Here is a 16,399-nt window from a genome sequence, read left to right as displayed (position 1 = left end):
AGTATTATTTTGACTATTATTCTGCTGCAATATCTTTTATCTTACCAGTAACTGTCACCACACTGAGCTTGGGAACCGTAATGGAACGTAACCCGCTTAAAGAAGGATTGAACTTCTTGCGCTGCCATTTTACGTCTTCGCTGGATGTGTATGCAATCATGTTCTGAAAACTTTTTCCTTCAATCTCAACTAAAGTGGAGAATGACTCCTTCTCCGAACTGTTCACTAATACGATGGTATAAGTATTATCCTTAACATAAGCTGACATCAGAAGTTCTGCAGGGAATTGATTCTCTTCAGAAGGAATAGCCTCAACATCTACACGATGACTGCCGGCTTCGATGAATCTGGTGAACTGCCCGTATGTATAATAGCGGGGGACTCTGTAGTAGGTAGTGCCCGGTATGGCTTCTTCCAACTGGATAAGGTTCTCGCCTGTCGTGCTGCAAGGACGGGCTCCGGCCCACCAGATATAAGCATTTACATTAGCTTGTGCCAGATAGTAATGGAAGTTTCTTGCCCATTTCATGGCATCATTCCAGTCCTCCGAACGTTTTAAGTTGTCACAGTTCTCGGTCATCCATACAGGAATATTGGCATTAACTGCTTCATCGAAAGGTAAGATATTATCTAAATTGGACATACTGTATCCGTGTCCGGCCGCTATGACGTTGTCATTTGCCAATGAAGCTTCGCTTTCCAGACATTTCTTGAAGAACTGATTGGATGCAGTGAGGAAAGACGAGTAACTTGCTTTCCACCATGAGGAACATTCTCCCATTATAATCTTTTTATCATTATATCCGGCCGCGTCCAGAGATTTCCGGAAAGTGTTATGGCTGAAATCTGCCAATTGTTCAGGAGTCCATTTACAAGTAGACCATGCAGTGAAAGTATTATCAGGTTCATTGGTAGGTGATAAGCCATAAATGTTTATTCCGAATTTCTTTTCGTATTCTTTGACGAAGTCTATCAGATAATTGGCGTAATCTTCATAATGAATAGCTTTCAGAGAGCCACCGGAGTTGCTGTCTTTATCTTTCCATTTTTTAGGTGGACTCCATACGGAGAACATATACTTCATGCTTTTATGCTTTCTGGATAGATAGTCCACCAGCCACATCTGGCCTAGCTGTACCTGTTCGGCACATTCCGCACCGTGATATTTGAACCAATAGTTGTTCATGTATTTAGGTTCGTCGGCAGGCAGGTTGAAGTTACGGTCCATGCCAAATTCTATTTCACCCGTGACGTCGTCCTGATAGTGCGGGAATACTTCTCCACGGAATATGTTTAGCTTCAAGCCATTGTCACCGAATAGGTCTGCCATAACGGCATCTCTGTGGTTATTGTTCCAGATACGGTGAGACCATTCTGCAAAACCACATCCAAATCCGTCAATCATCTGATGCTGATGTCCTTCGCCGATAGACATCCTCACAACAGACGTTGTTGTAGGCTCTGTCGCAAAACCATCATCCTCGTCCGACTCTTCCACGGGATCCGGGATGTATACATCACCATGGCTCAGGCTACCGTCTTCACAAGAATATCCTATAAATAAGAGTAAGGATACGAATAATAGTGCATATATTTTTTTCATAATTTTTCTGTTATAAGTTATTGGAAAGATTATTTCCATAAATCTATTTGTTGCATTGCAGAGTTGTTGTTCAATTCGCCTGTCGGAATCGGATAATACCTGTTCCTTTCCTGAAAATTGTCTGCCCCTTGCTTGTCATTTGCTTTGAGGATTGTTTTGATTTCATTGGTTGTGTACCAACGTTTCAGGTCGTCAAACCGGTGCCCTTCTCCGAAAAATTCGAGTAAACATTGATGTTCGATCTGATCCATAAGCTGATCCTGGGTGAATGTTTTGTCTGCCAGTCCGGCTCTTTCGCGGATAAGTTTCAGGGCATAGCTGGCACCTGTCACATCGTTTGTTTTGGCGCAAGCCTCGGCATACATAAGCAGTACTTCTGCAAAACGCATGACACGTACATTGTTGGCTTTTCCTTCTTTGTTTCCCATATTGTCTGCCGCTTCGTCGTTTACATAATAGGCAGTGTATTTCTTCAGAAGGAATTTACCGTCACCCATGCTGAAAGTTGGAGCACCGCCGGCCATTTTACCGGCATTGCCTTCCCACAGTTTCTCCATGGAATAATTTCCGCCGTACCAGCTCTCGTTCTTCACAACATCGCCAAGTGCTTCGGGGTTAAAGAACAGACTGGGATACATACGTTTGTCAAACTTGGTATCGGCTCCCGCAGGGCGTTCTTCAGAAATGAACTGCCCGACAATAAATGAAGTCGGCATGATTTTTGCCCAGCCACCGGAGTTTACCGGGCCGATGAATTGCGGAATAGAACTTCCTAAGTTGATGCCGCTTTCATTCCCCCACGTCAAGTCGCCGTCGCTGCTGTATTGCAATTCGAAAACAGATTCTTCGTTGTTTTCTTTGGCAGTAGTGAAATTCTCCGCGAAGTTTTCCATTAGGTTATAACGTCCCGGATAATAAGGCGCTTTTAATAATAAATCCAATTGAGCTTTAGCTTCCGGATATTTATGCTGTGTCAGATATACCTTTGCCAGCATAGCGATAGCAGCTCCTTTCTCAATACGTCCTTTTTCATCTGCTACACGGGTGACGGGCAGGTTGCATTTGATGGCCTCTGTCAAGTCATCTTCCGCTTGTTTCCAGAGTACCGCTTCGCTGGCTGCCGGTTTGTTCGGCTCGTCCTCATTAGAAGGAATGATACGCAGGGGCACTTCTTTGTAGTTATTAACTAACAGGAAATATTGATAACCTCTCAAAAAAGTGCCTCACCTTTAATCATGGAACGGTCTTCTTCGGTGATTCCTGTAGCCGGTACATTGTCAATGTATCTTAGTACAACATTTGCGCGCTGTACTCCTGTAAAGAGTGCGCCATAAGGATCATTTCCCGTAGTCGGTGAGTTTTGGAAATTAGCGATAGCCCACATGCCCGGTTCTTCATTAGTGATTGTGAAGATATCGTCTCCACGTCCATTCAGGTTTAGCCAACCGTCAAAAGCCCCAAAATAACCATACATCTGGTACTTGATAGGAGAATATGCGGCGGCAAGAGCGCTCTCGGCATCTGCCTTGTTTTTCCAGAAGTTATCCCCCGTGAAATGATTGGGATCTTTCAGATCCAGAAAGCTGGATTCATTGCACGAACTAAGTATTCCTGAAAGAAGGACTGCCATGCATATATATGATAACCAATTTTTTTTCATACTATATTCAATTATACGTGTTAGTTCTTTCTTATAAATTCACTTGGATACCAAAAGAGAATGTACGTGGGAGCGGGTAACGTCCCTGGTCGATTCCTCTTGTGAATACATTGTAAGTGGTACCTAGATCTACACCGCTTTCACCGAGGTCGGGCGTGTAGCCGGAGTATTTGGTTAACGTAAAGAGATTTTCTATGGAAGTATAGATTCTCACATTTTCAAGCTTGATCTTTTTTAGCAACTGTTTGGGTAATGTATAACCGATATCGAGTGTTTTCAAACGTATGTATGAACCGTCTTCGAGCCATCTGTCGGTATAAGCCCATTTGTTGTCCGCACCGTCGGTAACGGAGAAGCGGGGCATGTCGGTATTCTGGTTGTCGGGTCTCCACGAGTTAGCCAGCGTCGTACTGTAGTTACCGTTGAAGTTTCCTGATTCCAGGCGATAGCGCGGGTAGTTATAGATTTTATTTCCTACCGTACCGTCAAAGAAGAGGTTAAAGTCGAAATTATTCCAGTCTCCACCCAGTCTCAGGCCGAAAGTCATATCGGGGAACGGGCTGCCTACATCATGCTGGTCGTCGGTGGTTATTGAGCCATCGCCATTCCAGTCTTTGTAACGTACGTCGCCTACTTGGGCGCCCGGCTGAATCAGTTTGCCATCGGCTGTTCTATAGTTCTCAATTTCTTCTGCACTGCGGAAAATACCATCTGTTTCAATTAAGTTAAAATAAGACATGGCATGACCTTCCTGGAACATATTGATACCACGTCCGCCCTGACCATGCGCCGAATAACCGGAGATAGTCATATTGTCACCACCTGTAGATATTTTGATAACTTCGTTCTTGTCCGTGCTGATATTAGCCCCTACATAGTAGTTGAACTTATCTTTAATAGAACCACGGTAGTTCACCGCAAACTCGAAACCTTTATTACGTATTTTTCCTGCATTCTGTATCGAGAATCCGCTGATACCGGCAGAACCGGCGTAGGGGATAGGAAGTAGTACATCATTCGTGTTTTTCACATAAGCATCTGCTGTCATTGTCAGTCGTCCGTTCAGTAGGCTAAGATCTAAACCGATGTTGTAAGTCTCTGTATTTTCCCAAGTCAGGTTAGTCGGAGATACGGCGTTTACATAGGGCATTTGTCCGAACCAGATATTGTTGCCTTGAAGATAGTTCATACCACTACCCACCACACTGATAGTCGGGTAATAATTGTCCCCAATTTCCTGATTACCCAGTTTACCGTAGCTGGCACGAATCTTTAGTTGGTCGAATACATTCTCTAATGGCTTGAAGAATTTTTCGCGATTGATGTTCCAGCCTACAGACACGGATGGGAAACTACCATACTGATGTCCTTTGCCGAAGCGTGAAGAACCGTCCCGACGAATAGATGCGGAGAATAAATAACGGTCATCATAAGAGTACATAACACGTCCGAAGAGAGAAACCAGTGCCAATTCTTTGAGATTGCTGGAAGCGCTCATGGTGGTTGTGTTACCTGTCATCGTCTCAATAAACTGCGGAATGTCGGAGTTGCTTCCGTTCAGGCCGTAATGTTTGTCTTTTTGGGCGGAATAACCGGCTAACAAAGAAATATTGTGTTTGCCGAAGACTTTATCGTAGTTCAGGGTGTTTTCTATTACCCATGAATCGTATGTGGATGAACCTTCTTTTAAGTCGGGAGCATCATTCTTCCCAAAAGTTCCCAAGTCATATATACCCGTATAGGTACGTGATTTGGTATGGTCCTTTCTGATACCTACGTTAAACTTATATTTTAAGTCCTTAATGATTTCGGCTTGCAGGTAAGCATTCAGGAAAATTCTGGTGCTTTCGTTAGTGTTGTCTATTACATTAGAGTATCCTAGAGGATTCGGCAGGTTGATATTGGCAGAAGTACCCCATCCGGTTGCATTGGTCGGATCATATACCGGAACTACTGAAGGGAATTGCAAGATACCGAACATTGTATCCTGATCAATATTACCTTTTCCTTGAGCCAGGCGAACAATCATAGACTGTCCGATAGTTAGTCGGTTATTCAGGAAAGAATAGTCGCTTTTCAGGCGGATGTTATAAGACTCGTGGTCGGTATTGCGCAGGATACCTTCTTTGTTCAGGTAGCTTATAGATGCGCTATAGGCTCCGGTTTTAGAACCGCCGCTGATGGTTGCGTTGGCCTTGTAGGTCATGGCTGTATTCAGCATGACATCCTGCCAGTCTGTTCCTTCTCCGACGAAAGGAACTGCACCCGTTTCAGCTCCGAAGCCGTCACCAGCCAATTTATAGTAACGGGCAAAGCGGCTATATTCTTCTCCATTGAAAACATTCAGCTTTTTAGGATTATGGCTGATACCTGTAAAGAGGTTGATGTCCAGTTTGGTAGGAGTGTCTTTGCGACCGCTTTTAGTCGTGATAAGGATGACGCCACCTGCCGCGCGTGAACCGTAGATAGCTGCTGAGGCGGCATCTTTCAATACCTCAATAGACGTGATGTCGTTAGGATCGACCATACTGATGTCACCAAATGATCCGTCGATTACATAAAGCGGGTCATTATTAGATAATGAACTGATACCACGTACATTGATCGTCATGCTTCCATTGGGGTCACCGCTGGAACTTGCCACTGATACTCCGGGAATCTTTCCTTGTAAGGCTGTTGCGGCATTGGAAGCCACCTGTCCGTTAAGCTCTTTTGCGCTGACTGAGCCTACAGCACCCGAAAGATGACTTTTCTTTACTGTACCATAACCGATCACTACCATCTGCTCAAGAGCGATATTGTCTTCTTCCATTGTGACATTGATTGGGGCTCCGGATGTAACAGCTCTTTCTATTTGTTTCATACCTATTGTTGAGAATACTAGTGTATTCCCTTTGCCTGCTTTGATGGAGTATTTACCATCTGCATCTGTTATTGTGCCGGTGTCTTTGTCTTTAACTCTTACCGTGACTCCAGGTAAAGGTTCATTTGTCGTAGCTTCTGTTACTACTCCTTTCACTTCAATGTCTTGGGCTGCTAGTGGAATACTAGCCATGCAGAGAAATAAGAATAGTAAGAAATGAATTTTTCTTCTCATAATTTATTGCATTAGATTTATAACTCTAGTTCAATTATCAATCGATCCATGGAAATTTCAACTGATAATCGTCTGATGCAAAAGTAGAGGATAATGGCATGTATGGCAAATATTATTTTAGCCGCTTCTGATACAATTTTGCTTCTTGTTTTCTTGTGTAATTAATTGTTGATTAAGAACTCATACCTTGTAAGTGAAGCCCAAATATTCTGTTTATAAGCTATATAGGCTTTGCTTATTATGTTTGTGCAACCAGTATATTGTATATTTCTGTCTTTTTTATTATATTTAAAAAAGGAATTGTGGTATTATAAGAAAGAAATATGGTATTATTATATTTGAATAAATGATACTATTTTGCTATCGATTGTTTGAATATTACTTCTATTGTTCTGTTTCGTATAAGAAATAAGATAGCTATATTGGTTTATTCTATAACTTATAAGAAATAAAAAAGAGAGGAAATAATTCCCTATTTATACCCTGCAATGCGCACTTTTGATAAGCGTTATTTCACCTGCAATACGCACTTATCTATGTCGGTTTGTGTCCTGCTTTATAAGAAGCCCGTCATTGACGTGGAATTTGTCAATGACGGGCAACTAATACTGCTCAAGTATTGAGCTCACATTACCTTAAAAATAAACCTGTTCTGCCATTACATATTTGTTAGCTTCTATGAGCTTGCAAATGTTTTCTACAGAAGCAGCAGAGCGTAAACCGTCTGCCGGGGTGTGAAGACAATAATCTATCAGCCTGTCTACGGTGGAAGTTGCTACGTGCATGCGGGTATCGGAAGATGCGTAATAGATATACACTGTTCCGTCCTCGTCTGCAATCCACCCATTCGAGAAGAGCACATTGGAGACATCACCTATTCTTTCCTCATCTACCGGAGCTATTAAGTATCCACCCGGCTCAGCGATTATCTTTGTCGGATCTTCCAGAGATGTCATATACAGATAGAGCACATAACGCAGTCCGGCAGCGCAAGCACGTACACCGTGGGCGAGGTGCAACCATCCTTTGGGGGTTTTGATAGGATGGGGACCTTCGCCATTCTTTACCTCTTTTATTGTATGGTAATGACGGTGGTTTATAATGATTTCTTCTTTCACTTCTGCATGGGTAATGTCATCTATAAGCGCCCAGCCAATACCTCCTCCGTTGCCGGCGTCGATAAAGTTATCCTGTGGACGGGTGTACAGTGCATATTTGCCATTAACAAATTCCGGATGTAATACAACATTGCGTTGCTGACTTTGGGAAATCAGGTTTGGCAGCCGTTCCCAGCTTTTTAAGTCTTTAGTACGCACGATGCCTGCTTTGGCTATGGCGGAAGACAGGTCGCCTGGTGCAGCGTTCGGGTCAAGACTCTCGCTACAGAAGATTCCATAAATCCAGCCATCTTCATGGGTCGTCAAACGTATGTCGTAGACGTTTGTTTCACTTGGGTCTGTGTCCGGCAAATGTATCGGGTATTCCCAAAAACGGAAGTTGTCTATGCCATTCGGACTTTCGGCAATGGCGAAGAATGATTTTCGGTCGTTTCCTTCTACACGTACTATTATTAGATACTTTCCATTCCATTTGATAGCTCCCGAATTCATGGTGGCATTTACTCCGATTCGTTCCATTAGGTATGGATTTGTTTCCGGATTCAAATCATAACGCCATTCCAAGGGAGTATGAGCAGCTGTCAGGATAGGATATTTATAGCGCTCGAATATTCCATTTTCGGAAAATATCATCTTATTTTTACGTGAGATAAGTGACTCATGTTCTTTTTTTAGAATATGAAGTCTATTATTGTATCTATTCATATCAATTCAACATATTAAGAGATAAAGATTTGCAGTCCATTTCCCTTGCATCTTCTTGACAAGATAAAAAGAAACTGTTCACAATGCAGATAGACATGAAATGCATACTGTGTTGTACGAACAGTTTCTTTTTATGTTTTATCATTCTAAAAGTATGGGGGTGCTTTTAAACGGATATGTCAAGTTTATAAATTATTGCTTAGTGATAAAGTAAGAACGAACGGTGTAACCGGGTTCCAAGAAGCTAACCCAATACCAGCCATCTTCTACTTTATCTATTTTACAGTCTTCTATTGAATAGGCAACATTTTTATCTATTGCATTTTTAGCAACTTTATAAAGTACAGCATTGGTCTTTGCTCCTTCTTCAAGATTACCGGTAAATTGGACTGCAAATCCGGAAGCATAACTTCCTGTACTCTTTATTGTTAGTAGCGAAATATTAAGTTCTTCAGAATAAATAGCTTCACCAACTTTTGCTGTAGAAAGATACTGATAAGCATAAGAACCAGCTATTAAGTAACGATAACTTGGATTTTCCCAATAAGGTTCATCAATAGTCTTGATATGAATGTCAATGGATTGTCCTTCTTTGTCCTTGATGGTGATTGCTTTATTGAAATAGTTTCTTTTCAATCCTTCAATAATAACTTCTGTTCCATTTTCTGCCATCGTACATTTGAGATAGGATGAGGAGTAGTTGGGGGGAGTGCAAGTATATTCACCATTTCCATCCAAAATTTTAATCGTAACGGGTTCGCTTGTTATTAGATAAGTAATATCTTCACTATTATCTACTACCAGCCTCTTTATTACTTTCACAGCAATCTCGGCTGTTTTGTTGTGACTGTCTTTCACGGTTAGTATTGCAGTACCCGGAACGATAGAAGAAGTGATTTCTATTTTTCCATCTTCACTGATTTTTGCTGTTGCTACTGACTCATTGGAAGATGTTATGCTATATCCTCCATTTCCAGTATATATTTCGAGCGTTTTGTGTTCTTCAAAGAACATAGTCGTGGAACTTGTTTTTACTGCTAACTCCTGTTCTTGAGCTACCACTACTTTCACATTTGCCGAATTCTTAGTCCAGTCGATAACGGTTAACGTTGCAGTACCATATTTCAAACCTGTTACAATCACCTCATTGCCCGAAATAACTGCTGTCGCTACTGCAGCATTTGAACTAGACACTTTGTATCCGCTATTGCCCCCAGTAATATTAAAACTCCCTTCGGTTGTCTCATCTAAATTAATTGTCAATGTCTCTGCATCCACAGTCAGACTTGTGTAACTAGGTAAGTCTTCATTACAACCGGAAAATAATCCGATTGCACAAAGTGCGATTCCTGTTAAGTGTATTATATTTCTTTTCATGATATTCTCTAATTTATAATTCGTTATTCAACTTCATGGTTTTTCATTTTACCAGTCACAGTTACAACACTATATTTGGGAACGGTAATAGAACGTAAACCGCTTTGAGACGGATTGATCTTTTTGTGTTTCCACTTCACATATTCACTGGAAGTATATGTTCTCATATTTTGGAATTCCACTCCTTCAATCTCAATCAATGTAGAGAATGATTCTTTTTGAGATAAATTGATTAGTACAATAGTGTAGGTGTCATCTTTCACATAAGCAGAAACCAACAAGTCTTCGGGGAGTTTATCTGTTTCTGAAGAAATAGCTTCTACGTCTACACGTACGGCATTTTGCTCAATAAATTTGCTGAACTGTCCAAAAGTATAGTAGCGTGGAACTCTGTAATAGTATGTACTAGGTAATGCCTCTTCTAATTGAATTAGGTTTTCGCCCGTAGTGCTGCAAGGACGTGCACCTGACCACCATACAAAGGCACTCATATTGGCATTTGCCATATAAGCATGAAAAGTTTTAGCCCATTTCATTGCATCCGGCCATGTCTCTTGGCGACCTTTATCATCACTAAGTTCTGTTTGCCACATGTGGACATTGCGCTTTTCTGCCTCTTCAAAAGGAATGACATTTTCATCTCTTGTAGAATATCCATGACCGGCTACAATGAAATTTGGATCTACCAGTTCCGGATATTTTTTTAAACTATTATTGATAAAATCGACCGCCCATTTCCACTGGGCATTTTCTGCATAAACAAGTTTCATATCACTGTGGCCTCTTTTCTCCATCGCTGGACGAAGTTTTTCGAGGACAAATTTAGCCATTTCTTCTTCAGACCATGCACAGGTTGCCCAACCACCTAAACTAGCAAGTTTATCCGGTTCATTCCATCCTGATAATGCATATATGTCAATGCCGAATTTTTGTTCATATGCATCGACGAAATCCAATAGATATTGGGCATATTCATCGTAATATTCCGACTTGAGGCTTCCACCATTAAGTTTGTTATTGCTTTTCCATTTGATAGGAGGACACCAAACTGAAAAGAAGAAATTGACATCTTTATATTTTCTACTTATAAGGTCAACTAACCACATTTGGCCAAGTTGACATTGTTCTCCGCACTCTTCACCATTGTAGTTTCGCCAGTAGTTATTAATCATAGAAGGATCATCGGGTTGCAACATAAAATTGCGATCCATCTTGAATTCAATGTCTCCTGTAGTTGGATTACCGTAAGACGGGAATATTTCGCCCCGGAAAATATTTAAATCCAAACCGTTTTCACTAAACAGGTCTTCTATCACTGCGTCACGCTGCATCGTATTCCAAATACGATGTGACCATCCGCAGAAGGCACAGCCGAAGCCATCAATTACTTGATGTTTGTTTTCTTCTCTGATTTTCATTCTTACAACAGCGGTAGTTGTAGGTTCTGGTGCAATTCCGTCATCGTCAAAATTTTCTTCAACTGGTTCCGGGATAAAAACATCACTATGGTCTAAACTTCCATCGTCACATGAATATCCTAAGAATAGGAATAATGCTACAAATAATAATGAGTATATCTTCTTCATATATTCTAAGTATAAATTGGTTGTAAAAATATTATCTCCATAGTTCAGTTTGTACCATGGCATCATTGTTGTTCAACTCTCCGGAAGGAATAGGGTAATATTTATGTTTTTCTTGAAAGTATTCTGCTCCCTGTTTTTCATTTTCAGTGAAAATATTTTTAATCTCTTCAGTGGTATACCAGCGTTTTAGGTCGTCAAAACGATGTCCTTCACCAAAGAACTCGAGCAAGCATTGGTGCTCTATTTCTAACATCAAGTCCGATTGGGCAAATGTCTTATCAGCTAATCCTGCTCTTTTGCGAACGAGCTTCAATGCGGTGTTTGCCCCGTTTACATCGTTTGTTTTGGCACAAGCTTCGGCGTACATTAACAGCACTTCTGAGAATCGCATAGCTCGTAAATTGTTTGCTTTCCCTTCCTTATGACCCATAATATCAGCATCAGAAGCATTTACAAAATATGCAGTGTATTTTTTTAGCAAAAACTTACCGTCACCTTGACTGTAAGATGGAGCACCACCACTCATTTTACCGCTATTGCCATCCCAAAGTTGTTCCATAGAACGGCTTCCTCCATACCATTTCTCGTTCTTCACTACATCTCCCATAGCTTCGGGATTGAAAAATAAGCTTGCATACATGCGTTTGTCATACTTCGTATCCGAACCGGCAGGACGTTCTTCTTTCACAAACTGGCCGACGGCAAAGCTGGAAGGCATAAGCTTAGCCCAACCACCGGCGGCAACCGGACCTACAAATGTTGGAAGTGAGTTACCTAGGTTGATACCGCTTTCGTTACCCCATGTCAATTCACCATCACTACTATATTGCAATTCGAAAACAGATTCCTTATTGTTCTCATTCGCTGTAGTAAAATTCTCGGCAAAGTTTTCAATTAAGTCGTAACGTCCTGGATAATAAGGGGCTTTCGTCAATAGTTCCAGTTGGGCTTTTGCTTCTGGATACTTGTGCTGGTATAAATATACTTTTCCAAGCATAGCGATGGCTGCTCCTTTCTCAATACGTCCTTTCTCGTCACCGGAACGAGTGACGGGAATATTGCTATTTATAGCATTTTTTAAATCATCCTCTGCTTGTTTCCAAATTTGTTCTTCTTTAGCCGCGGGTTTATTGCTTTCGTCTTCGTTAGACGGAATTAAACGTAGAGGAACTTCTTTATAATTATGAACTAATAGGAAATATTGGAATCCTCTTAAAAAGAGTGCCTCTCCTTTAATCATGGATCGGTCTTCCTCACTAATTCCTGCCGCTGGAATTTTATCGATGTTTTTTATTACAAGATTGGCACGTTGGATACCAGCATAAAGCGCTCCATACGGATCATATCCGGTAGTAGTTGAGTTTTGAAATGTTGCGATGGTCCACATAGAAGGTTCTTCATTCAGAACCGTAAAAATATCATCACCACGACTATTTAAATTTAACCATCCGTCAAATGCTCCGTAATAACCGTACATTTGATATTTTATGGGGGAATAAGCAGCGGCAAGACCGCTTTCTACATCCGCTTTATTTCTCCAGAAGTTTTCTTCCGTGAAATGATTAGGATCTTTCAGATCCAGAAATTTATTTTCGTTGCATGAAGTCAGTGCTCCGGATAAGAGAGTTGCCATGCATATATATGATAACCAATTCTTTTTCATGTTATTAATTCAATTAGTGGATTTTATCATTGTATCATAAACTAACCTGAATACCAAATGAGATAGTACGCGGGAGTGGATAGCGTCCTTGGTCTACTCCTCTTGAGAATACGTTGTAACCCACTCCGATATCTACGCTGCCACTTTGACCGAGGTCAGGGGAATAGCCGGAATATTTACTTAATGTGAACAGGTTTTCCATTGATGTATAGATTCTTACATTTTCCAGTTTTACCTTCTTTAACAGGCTCTTAGGAAGGGAATAACCGATATCTAGTGTTTTCAGCCGGAAGTAAGAACCATCTTCCAGCCATCTGTCGGTAAAGGCTAAACCATTGTCTATCCCATCTGTTTTAGAGAAACGAGGAATGTCTGTGTTCTGATTGTCCGGTCTCCATGAGTTAGCCAACTTCGTGCTGTAGTTGCCATTGAACTTGCCAGATTCGAGGCAATAACGTTGATAATTATATATTTTGTTACCAGTCATACCATCAAAGAAAAGATTGAAGTCAAATCCTTTCCATTCGCCTCCCATGCGCAGACCGAATGAGAAATCCGGGAACGGATTGCCTACATCATGTTGGTCATTTTCATCAATCATACCATCACCATTCCAGTCTTTGTAACGAACGTCTCCCGGTTGTGCACCCGGTTGTATTTGTCTGCCATCCTTATTCTTGTAATTGTCAATTTCTTCTTGAGTGCGGAAAATTCCATCACTTTCAACTAGATAGAAGTAAGACATAGGATGCCCTTTTTCAAATCTGTTGATACCATTTTTGGCAGCGGCGTGAGCGGAATAACCTGAAATACCCATATCGTCGCCTCCAGCCGTAATCTTCGTTACTTTATTTTTCTCTGTAGTGACGTTTGCACCTATATAATAGTTGAAATTATCGCCGATATTGCTGTGCCAGTTTACAGATAGTTCAAATCCTTTATTGCGTACTTGTCCAGCGTTTAGGATAGGAAGTCCGCTGATACCAGCTGAACCTGAAACAGGAATGGGTAGTAATACGTCATTTGTGTTTTTTACATAAGCATCGGCGGTCAATGTCAATTTACCGTTCAGCATGCTTAAATCAAGTCCCACGTTAAAAGTTTCCGTACTTTCCCAAGTCAGGTTGGTAGGTGAGACTGCGGTAACGTTGGGTAACTGACCGAACCATATATTATTTCCTTGAAGGTAATTCATGCCATCGGATACTATGCTAATAGTGGGATAGTAGTTGTCCATTTGCTGATTGCCTAGTTTACCATAGCTGAAACGGAATTTGAATTGGTCAAATATATTTTCCAGCGGTTTGAAGAATTTTTCACGATTGATATTCCACCCGATGGATGCTGAAGGGAAGCTGCCGAATCGATGTCTTTTTTGGAAGCGTGAAGAACCGTCACGACGGATAGAAGCTGAAAACAGGTAGCGGTCGTCATAAGTATACATCACACGTCCGAAGAGCGACACGAGAGTTAATTCCTTCAATGAACTAGAGGCTGTCATTGTCTTAACGTTACCTGTCATAGTGTAGATGAACTCTGGAATATCCGTGTTGCTACCGTTCAATCCATAGCTCTTGTCTTTTTGTGCAGAATAACCAACCAATGCAGAAATATTATGCTTACCGAATACCTTGTCATAGTTCAACGTATTCTCCAAAACCCACGATTCGTAATCGGATGATCCCTCACTTAGGTCTGGAGCATCGTTTTTACCAGCAGATCCCAAATCGTAAATGCCTGTATATGTGCGGCTCCTGTTATGATCCTTTCTAAGTCCGAGATTCAACTTATACTTTAAACCTTTAATTATTTCAGCTTGTAAATAAGCGTTGAGGAAAATTTGAGTTTTCTCATTGTTTTTGTTCACCGTTGAGTAATATGCATACGGGTTCGGGAGATTGATATCGGCCGAAGTTCCCCATCCTGTAGAGTTTGTCGGATCAAATACCGGTACGACTGAGGGAAAACGCAAGATTTCTCCCATTGTATCTTGATTGATGTTTCCTTCTCCTTTAGATAAGCGAACAATCAGCGACTCACCGATAACCAACCTATTATCCAGAAAAGAATAGTCACTTTTCAAACGAATATTGTAAGATTCGTGGCTAGTGTTACGGAGAATTCCTTCCTTATTTAAATAGCTTGCGGACGCACTATATGAACTTGTCTTGGAACCTCCGCTGATGTTTGCGTTTGCTTTGTATGTCATTGCGGTGCGAAGCATTACCTCTTGCCAATCAGTACCTTCACCTACAAAGGGAACAGCACCGACCTCGTTACCGTAACCATCAGCAGACAGTTTATAATAACGTGCGAAGCGGCTGTATTCTTCACCATTAAATACTTTCAGTTTTTTCGGTGTCTGGCTGAAACCTGTGAAAAAGTTTACCTCAAGCTTTGTAGGCATGTCTTTACGACCGCTTTTAGTAGTTACTAATACAACGCCACCGGCTGCACGAGAACCATAAATAGCGGCGGCAGCCGCATCCTTCAACACTTCAATGGAAGCAATATCTGATGGATCTACCATGCTAAGGTCTCCGAAAGAACCGTCAATGACGTAAAGTGGATCATTGCTAGAGAGAGAACTGATACCACGTACGTTAATGGTCATTCCTTCATTCGGGTCACCGCTAGTACTTGTTACGGATACACCTGCAATTTTACCTTGGAGTGCTGTACCTGCATTTGTGGCAACGGCACCATTCAGTTCTTTTGCGCCTACTGAACTTACAGCTCCGGAAAGGTGACTTTTCTTTGCTGTACCATATCCGATGACAACTACTTGTTCGAGAGCCACATTGTCTTCTTCCATACTGACATTAATCGGAGCGTTAGATGATATTGTATGCTCTATACTTTTCATACCTATTGTAGAGAATACCAGTATGTCGCCTTTATTGGCTTTAACGGTATATTTACCGTCCATATTTGTAACTGTACCAGTGTCTTTTCCTTTAACTTTTACTGTGACTCCTGGTAAGGGCTCGTTAGTCGTAGCTTCTGTTACGACTCCTTTAACTTCAATATTCTGGGCTACCAATGGAATACTGGCTAGGCAGAGAAAGAAGAAAAGTAAGAAATGAATTTTTTTACTCATGATTTATTGCATTAGATTTATAAACTCTTAGACGTATAATTCGTTTTGTTAATTGTGAGTGGCAATAGGGAATATTTTCCATCAACATTGCTTACACTGGAAGTCTATTTACTGATGTAACTTAATAGATGTGCTACTCCAATAAGATAAAATAATTTGTTTTTCATTGCATATATAATTTTATATTGTTTGAATCTGGGAGCAAAGGTAGGGTGGTTTAGTACGAGGGACAAATATAATTTTATCAAATACTAATACAATATTAACAAAAAGCATAAATATGAGTAAAAAAGACAATATAATTTCTTTAATGTGATACTTAAATACCATTAATTGACGAATTTATTGGTATGAATATTAAAGCCTGATTTATATAATGCCCTCTGGGATATATAAAAATTTCCGGCAGAAGATAAATGAAATAAAGAATGAATGGCTTTGATTTACTATTTGGTTCCATTGGATCTGCGATAAACTTCATCTTCAAAAT

Annotated in this window: 7 protein-coding genes and 1 pseudogene; all 8 read right to left on the bottom strand. The window is 40.8% G+C overall.

Features of this window, described 5'->3' with window-relative positions:
- Positions 1-16: 16 nt before the first annotated feature.
- Entirely contained in the window at positions 17-1,603 is a 1,587-nt protein-coding gene (locus N5O98_RS03950) for a glycosyl hydrolase (RefSeq protein ID WP_004311091.1), read from the bottom strand.
- Positions 1,604-1,632: 29 nt separating this feature from the next.
- Positions 1,633-3,263: pseudogene (locus N5O98_RS03945) on the bottom strand (RagB/SusD family nutrient uptake outer membrane protein).
- 31 nt (positions 3,264-3,294) lie between these two features.
- On the bottom strand, positions 3,295-6,360 hold the full coding sequence (locus tag N5O98_RS03940; RefSeq protein WP_118161327.1) for a SusC/RagA family TonB-linked outer membrane protein: 3,066 nt from the start codon (positions 6,358-6,360) through the stop codon (positions 3,295-3,297).
- Positions 6,361-6,995: 635 nt separating this feature from the next.
- Entirely contained in the window at positions 6,996-8,183 is a 1,188-nt protein-coding gene (locus tag N5O98_RS03935; RefSeq protein WP_032856131.1) for a glycoside hydrolase family 130 protein, read from the bottom strand.
- A 192-nt stretch (positions 8,184-8,375) separates the two neighbouring features.
- Positions 8,376-9,560 (bottom strand): hypothetical protein, encoded by a 1,185-nt coding sequence (locus N5O98_RS03930; protein ID WP_004311095.1) that lies wholly within the window; start codon positions 9,558-9,560, stop codon positions 8,376-8,378.
- A 23-nt stretch (positions 9,561-9,583) separates the two neighbouring features.
- The gene (locus tag N5O98_RS03925) at positions 9,584-11,146 is read right to left on the bottom strand and encodes a glycoside hydrolase (RefSeq protein ID WP_032856135.1); all 1,563 of its coding nucleotides are present in this window, start codon (positions 11,144-11,146) and stop codon (positions 9,584-9,586) included.
- 31 nt (positions 11,147-11,177) lie between these two features.
- Positions 11,178-12,809: a RagB/SusD family nutrient uptake outer membrane protein gene (locus tag N5O98_RS03920; RefSeq protein WP_022200021.1), complete on the bottom strand. Its 1,632-nt coding sequence runs from the start codon at positions 12,807-12,809 to the stop codon at positions 11,178-11,180.
- 34 nt (positions 12,810-12,843) lie between these two features.
- Positions 12,844-15,909, bottom strand: a complete 3,066-nt coding sequence (locus tag N5O98_RS03915; RefSeq protein ID WP_195664293.1) for a SusC/RagA family TonB-linked outer membrane protein — start codon at positions 15,907-15,909, stop codon at positions 12,844-12,846.
- Positions 15,910-16,399: the final 490 nt, after the last annotated feature.

The organism is Bacteroides sp. LFL-34, assembly GCF_027257075.1.
Classification (GTDB): domain Bacteria; phylum Bacteroidota; class Bacteroidia; order Bacteroidales; family Bacteroidaceae; genus Bacteroides; species Bacteroides ovatus.
Note: the sequence above shows the minus strand (reverse complement) of the source record. Positions and strands in the feature narration are given on the sequence as shown.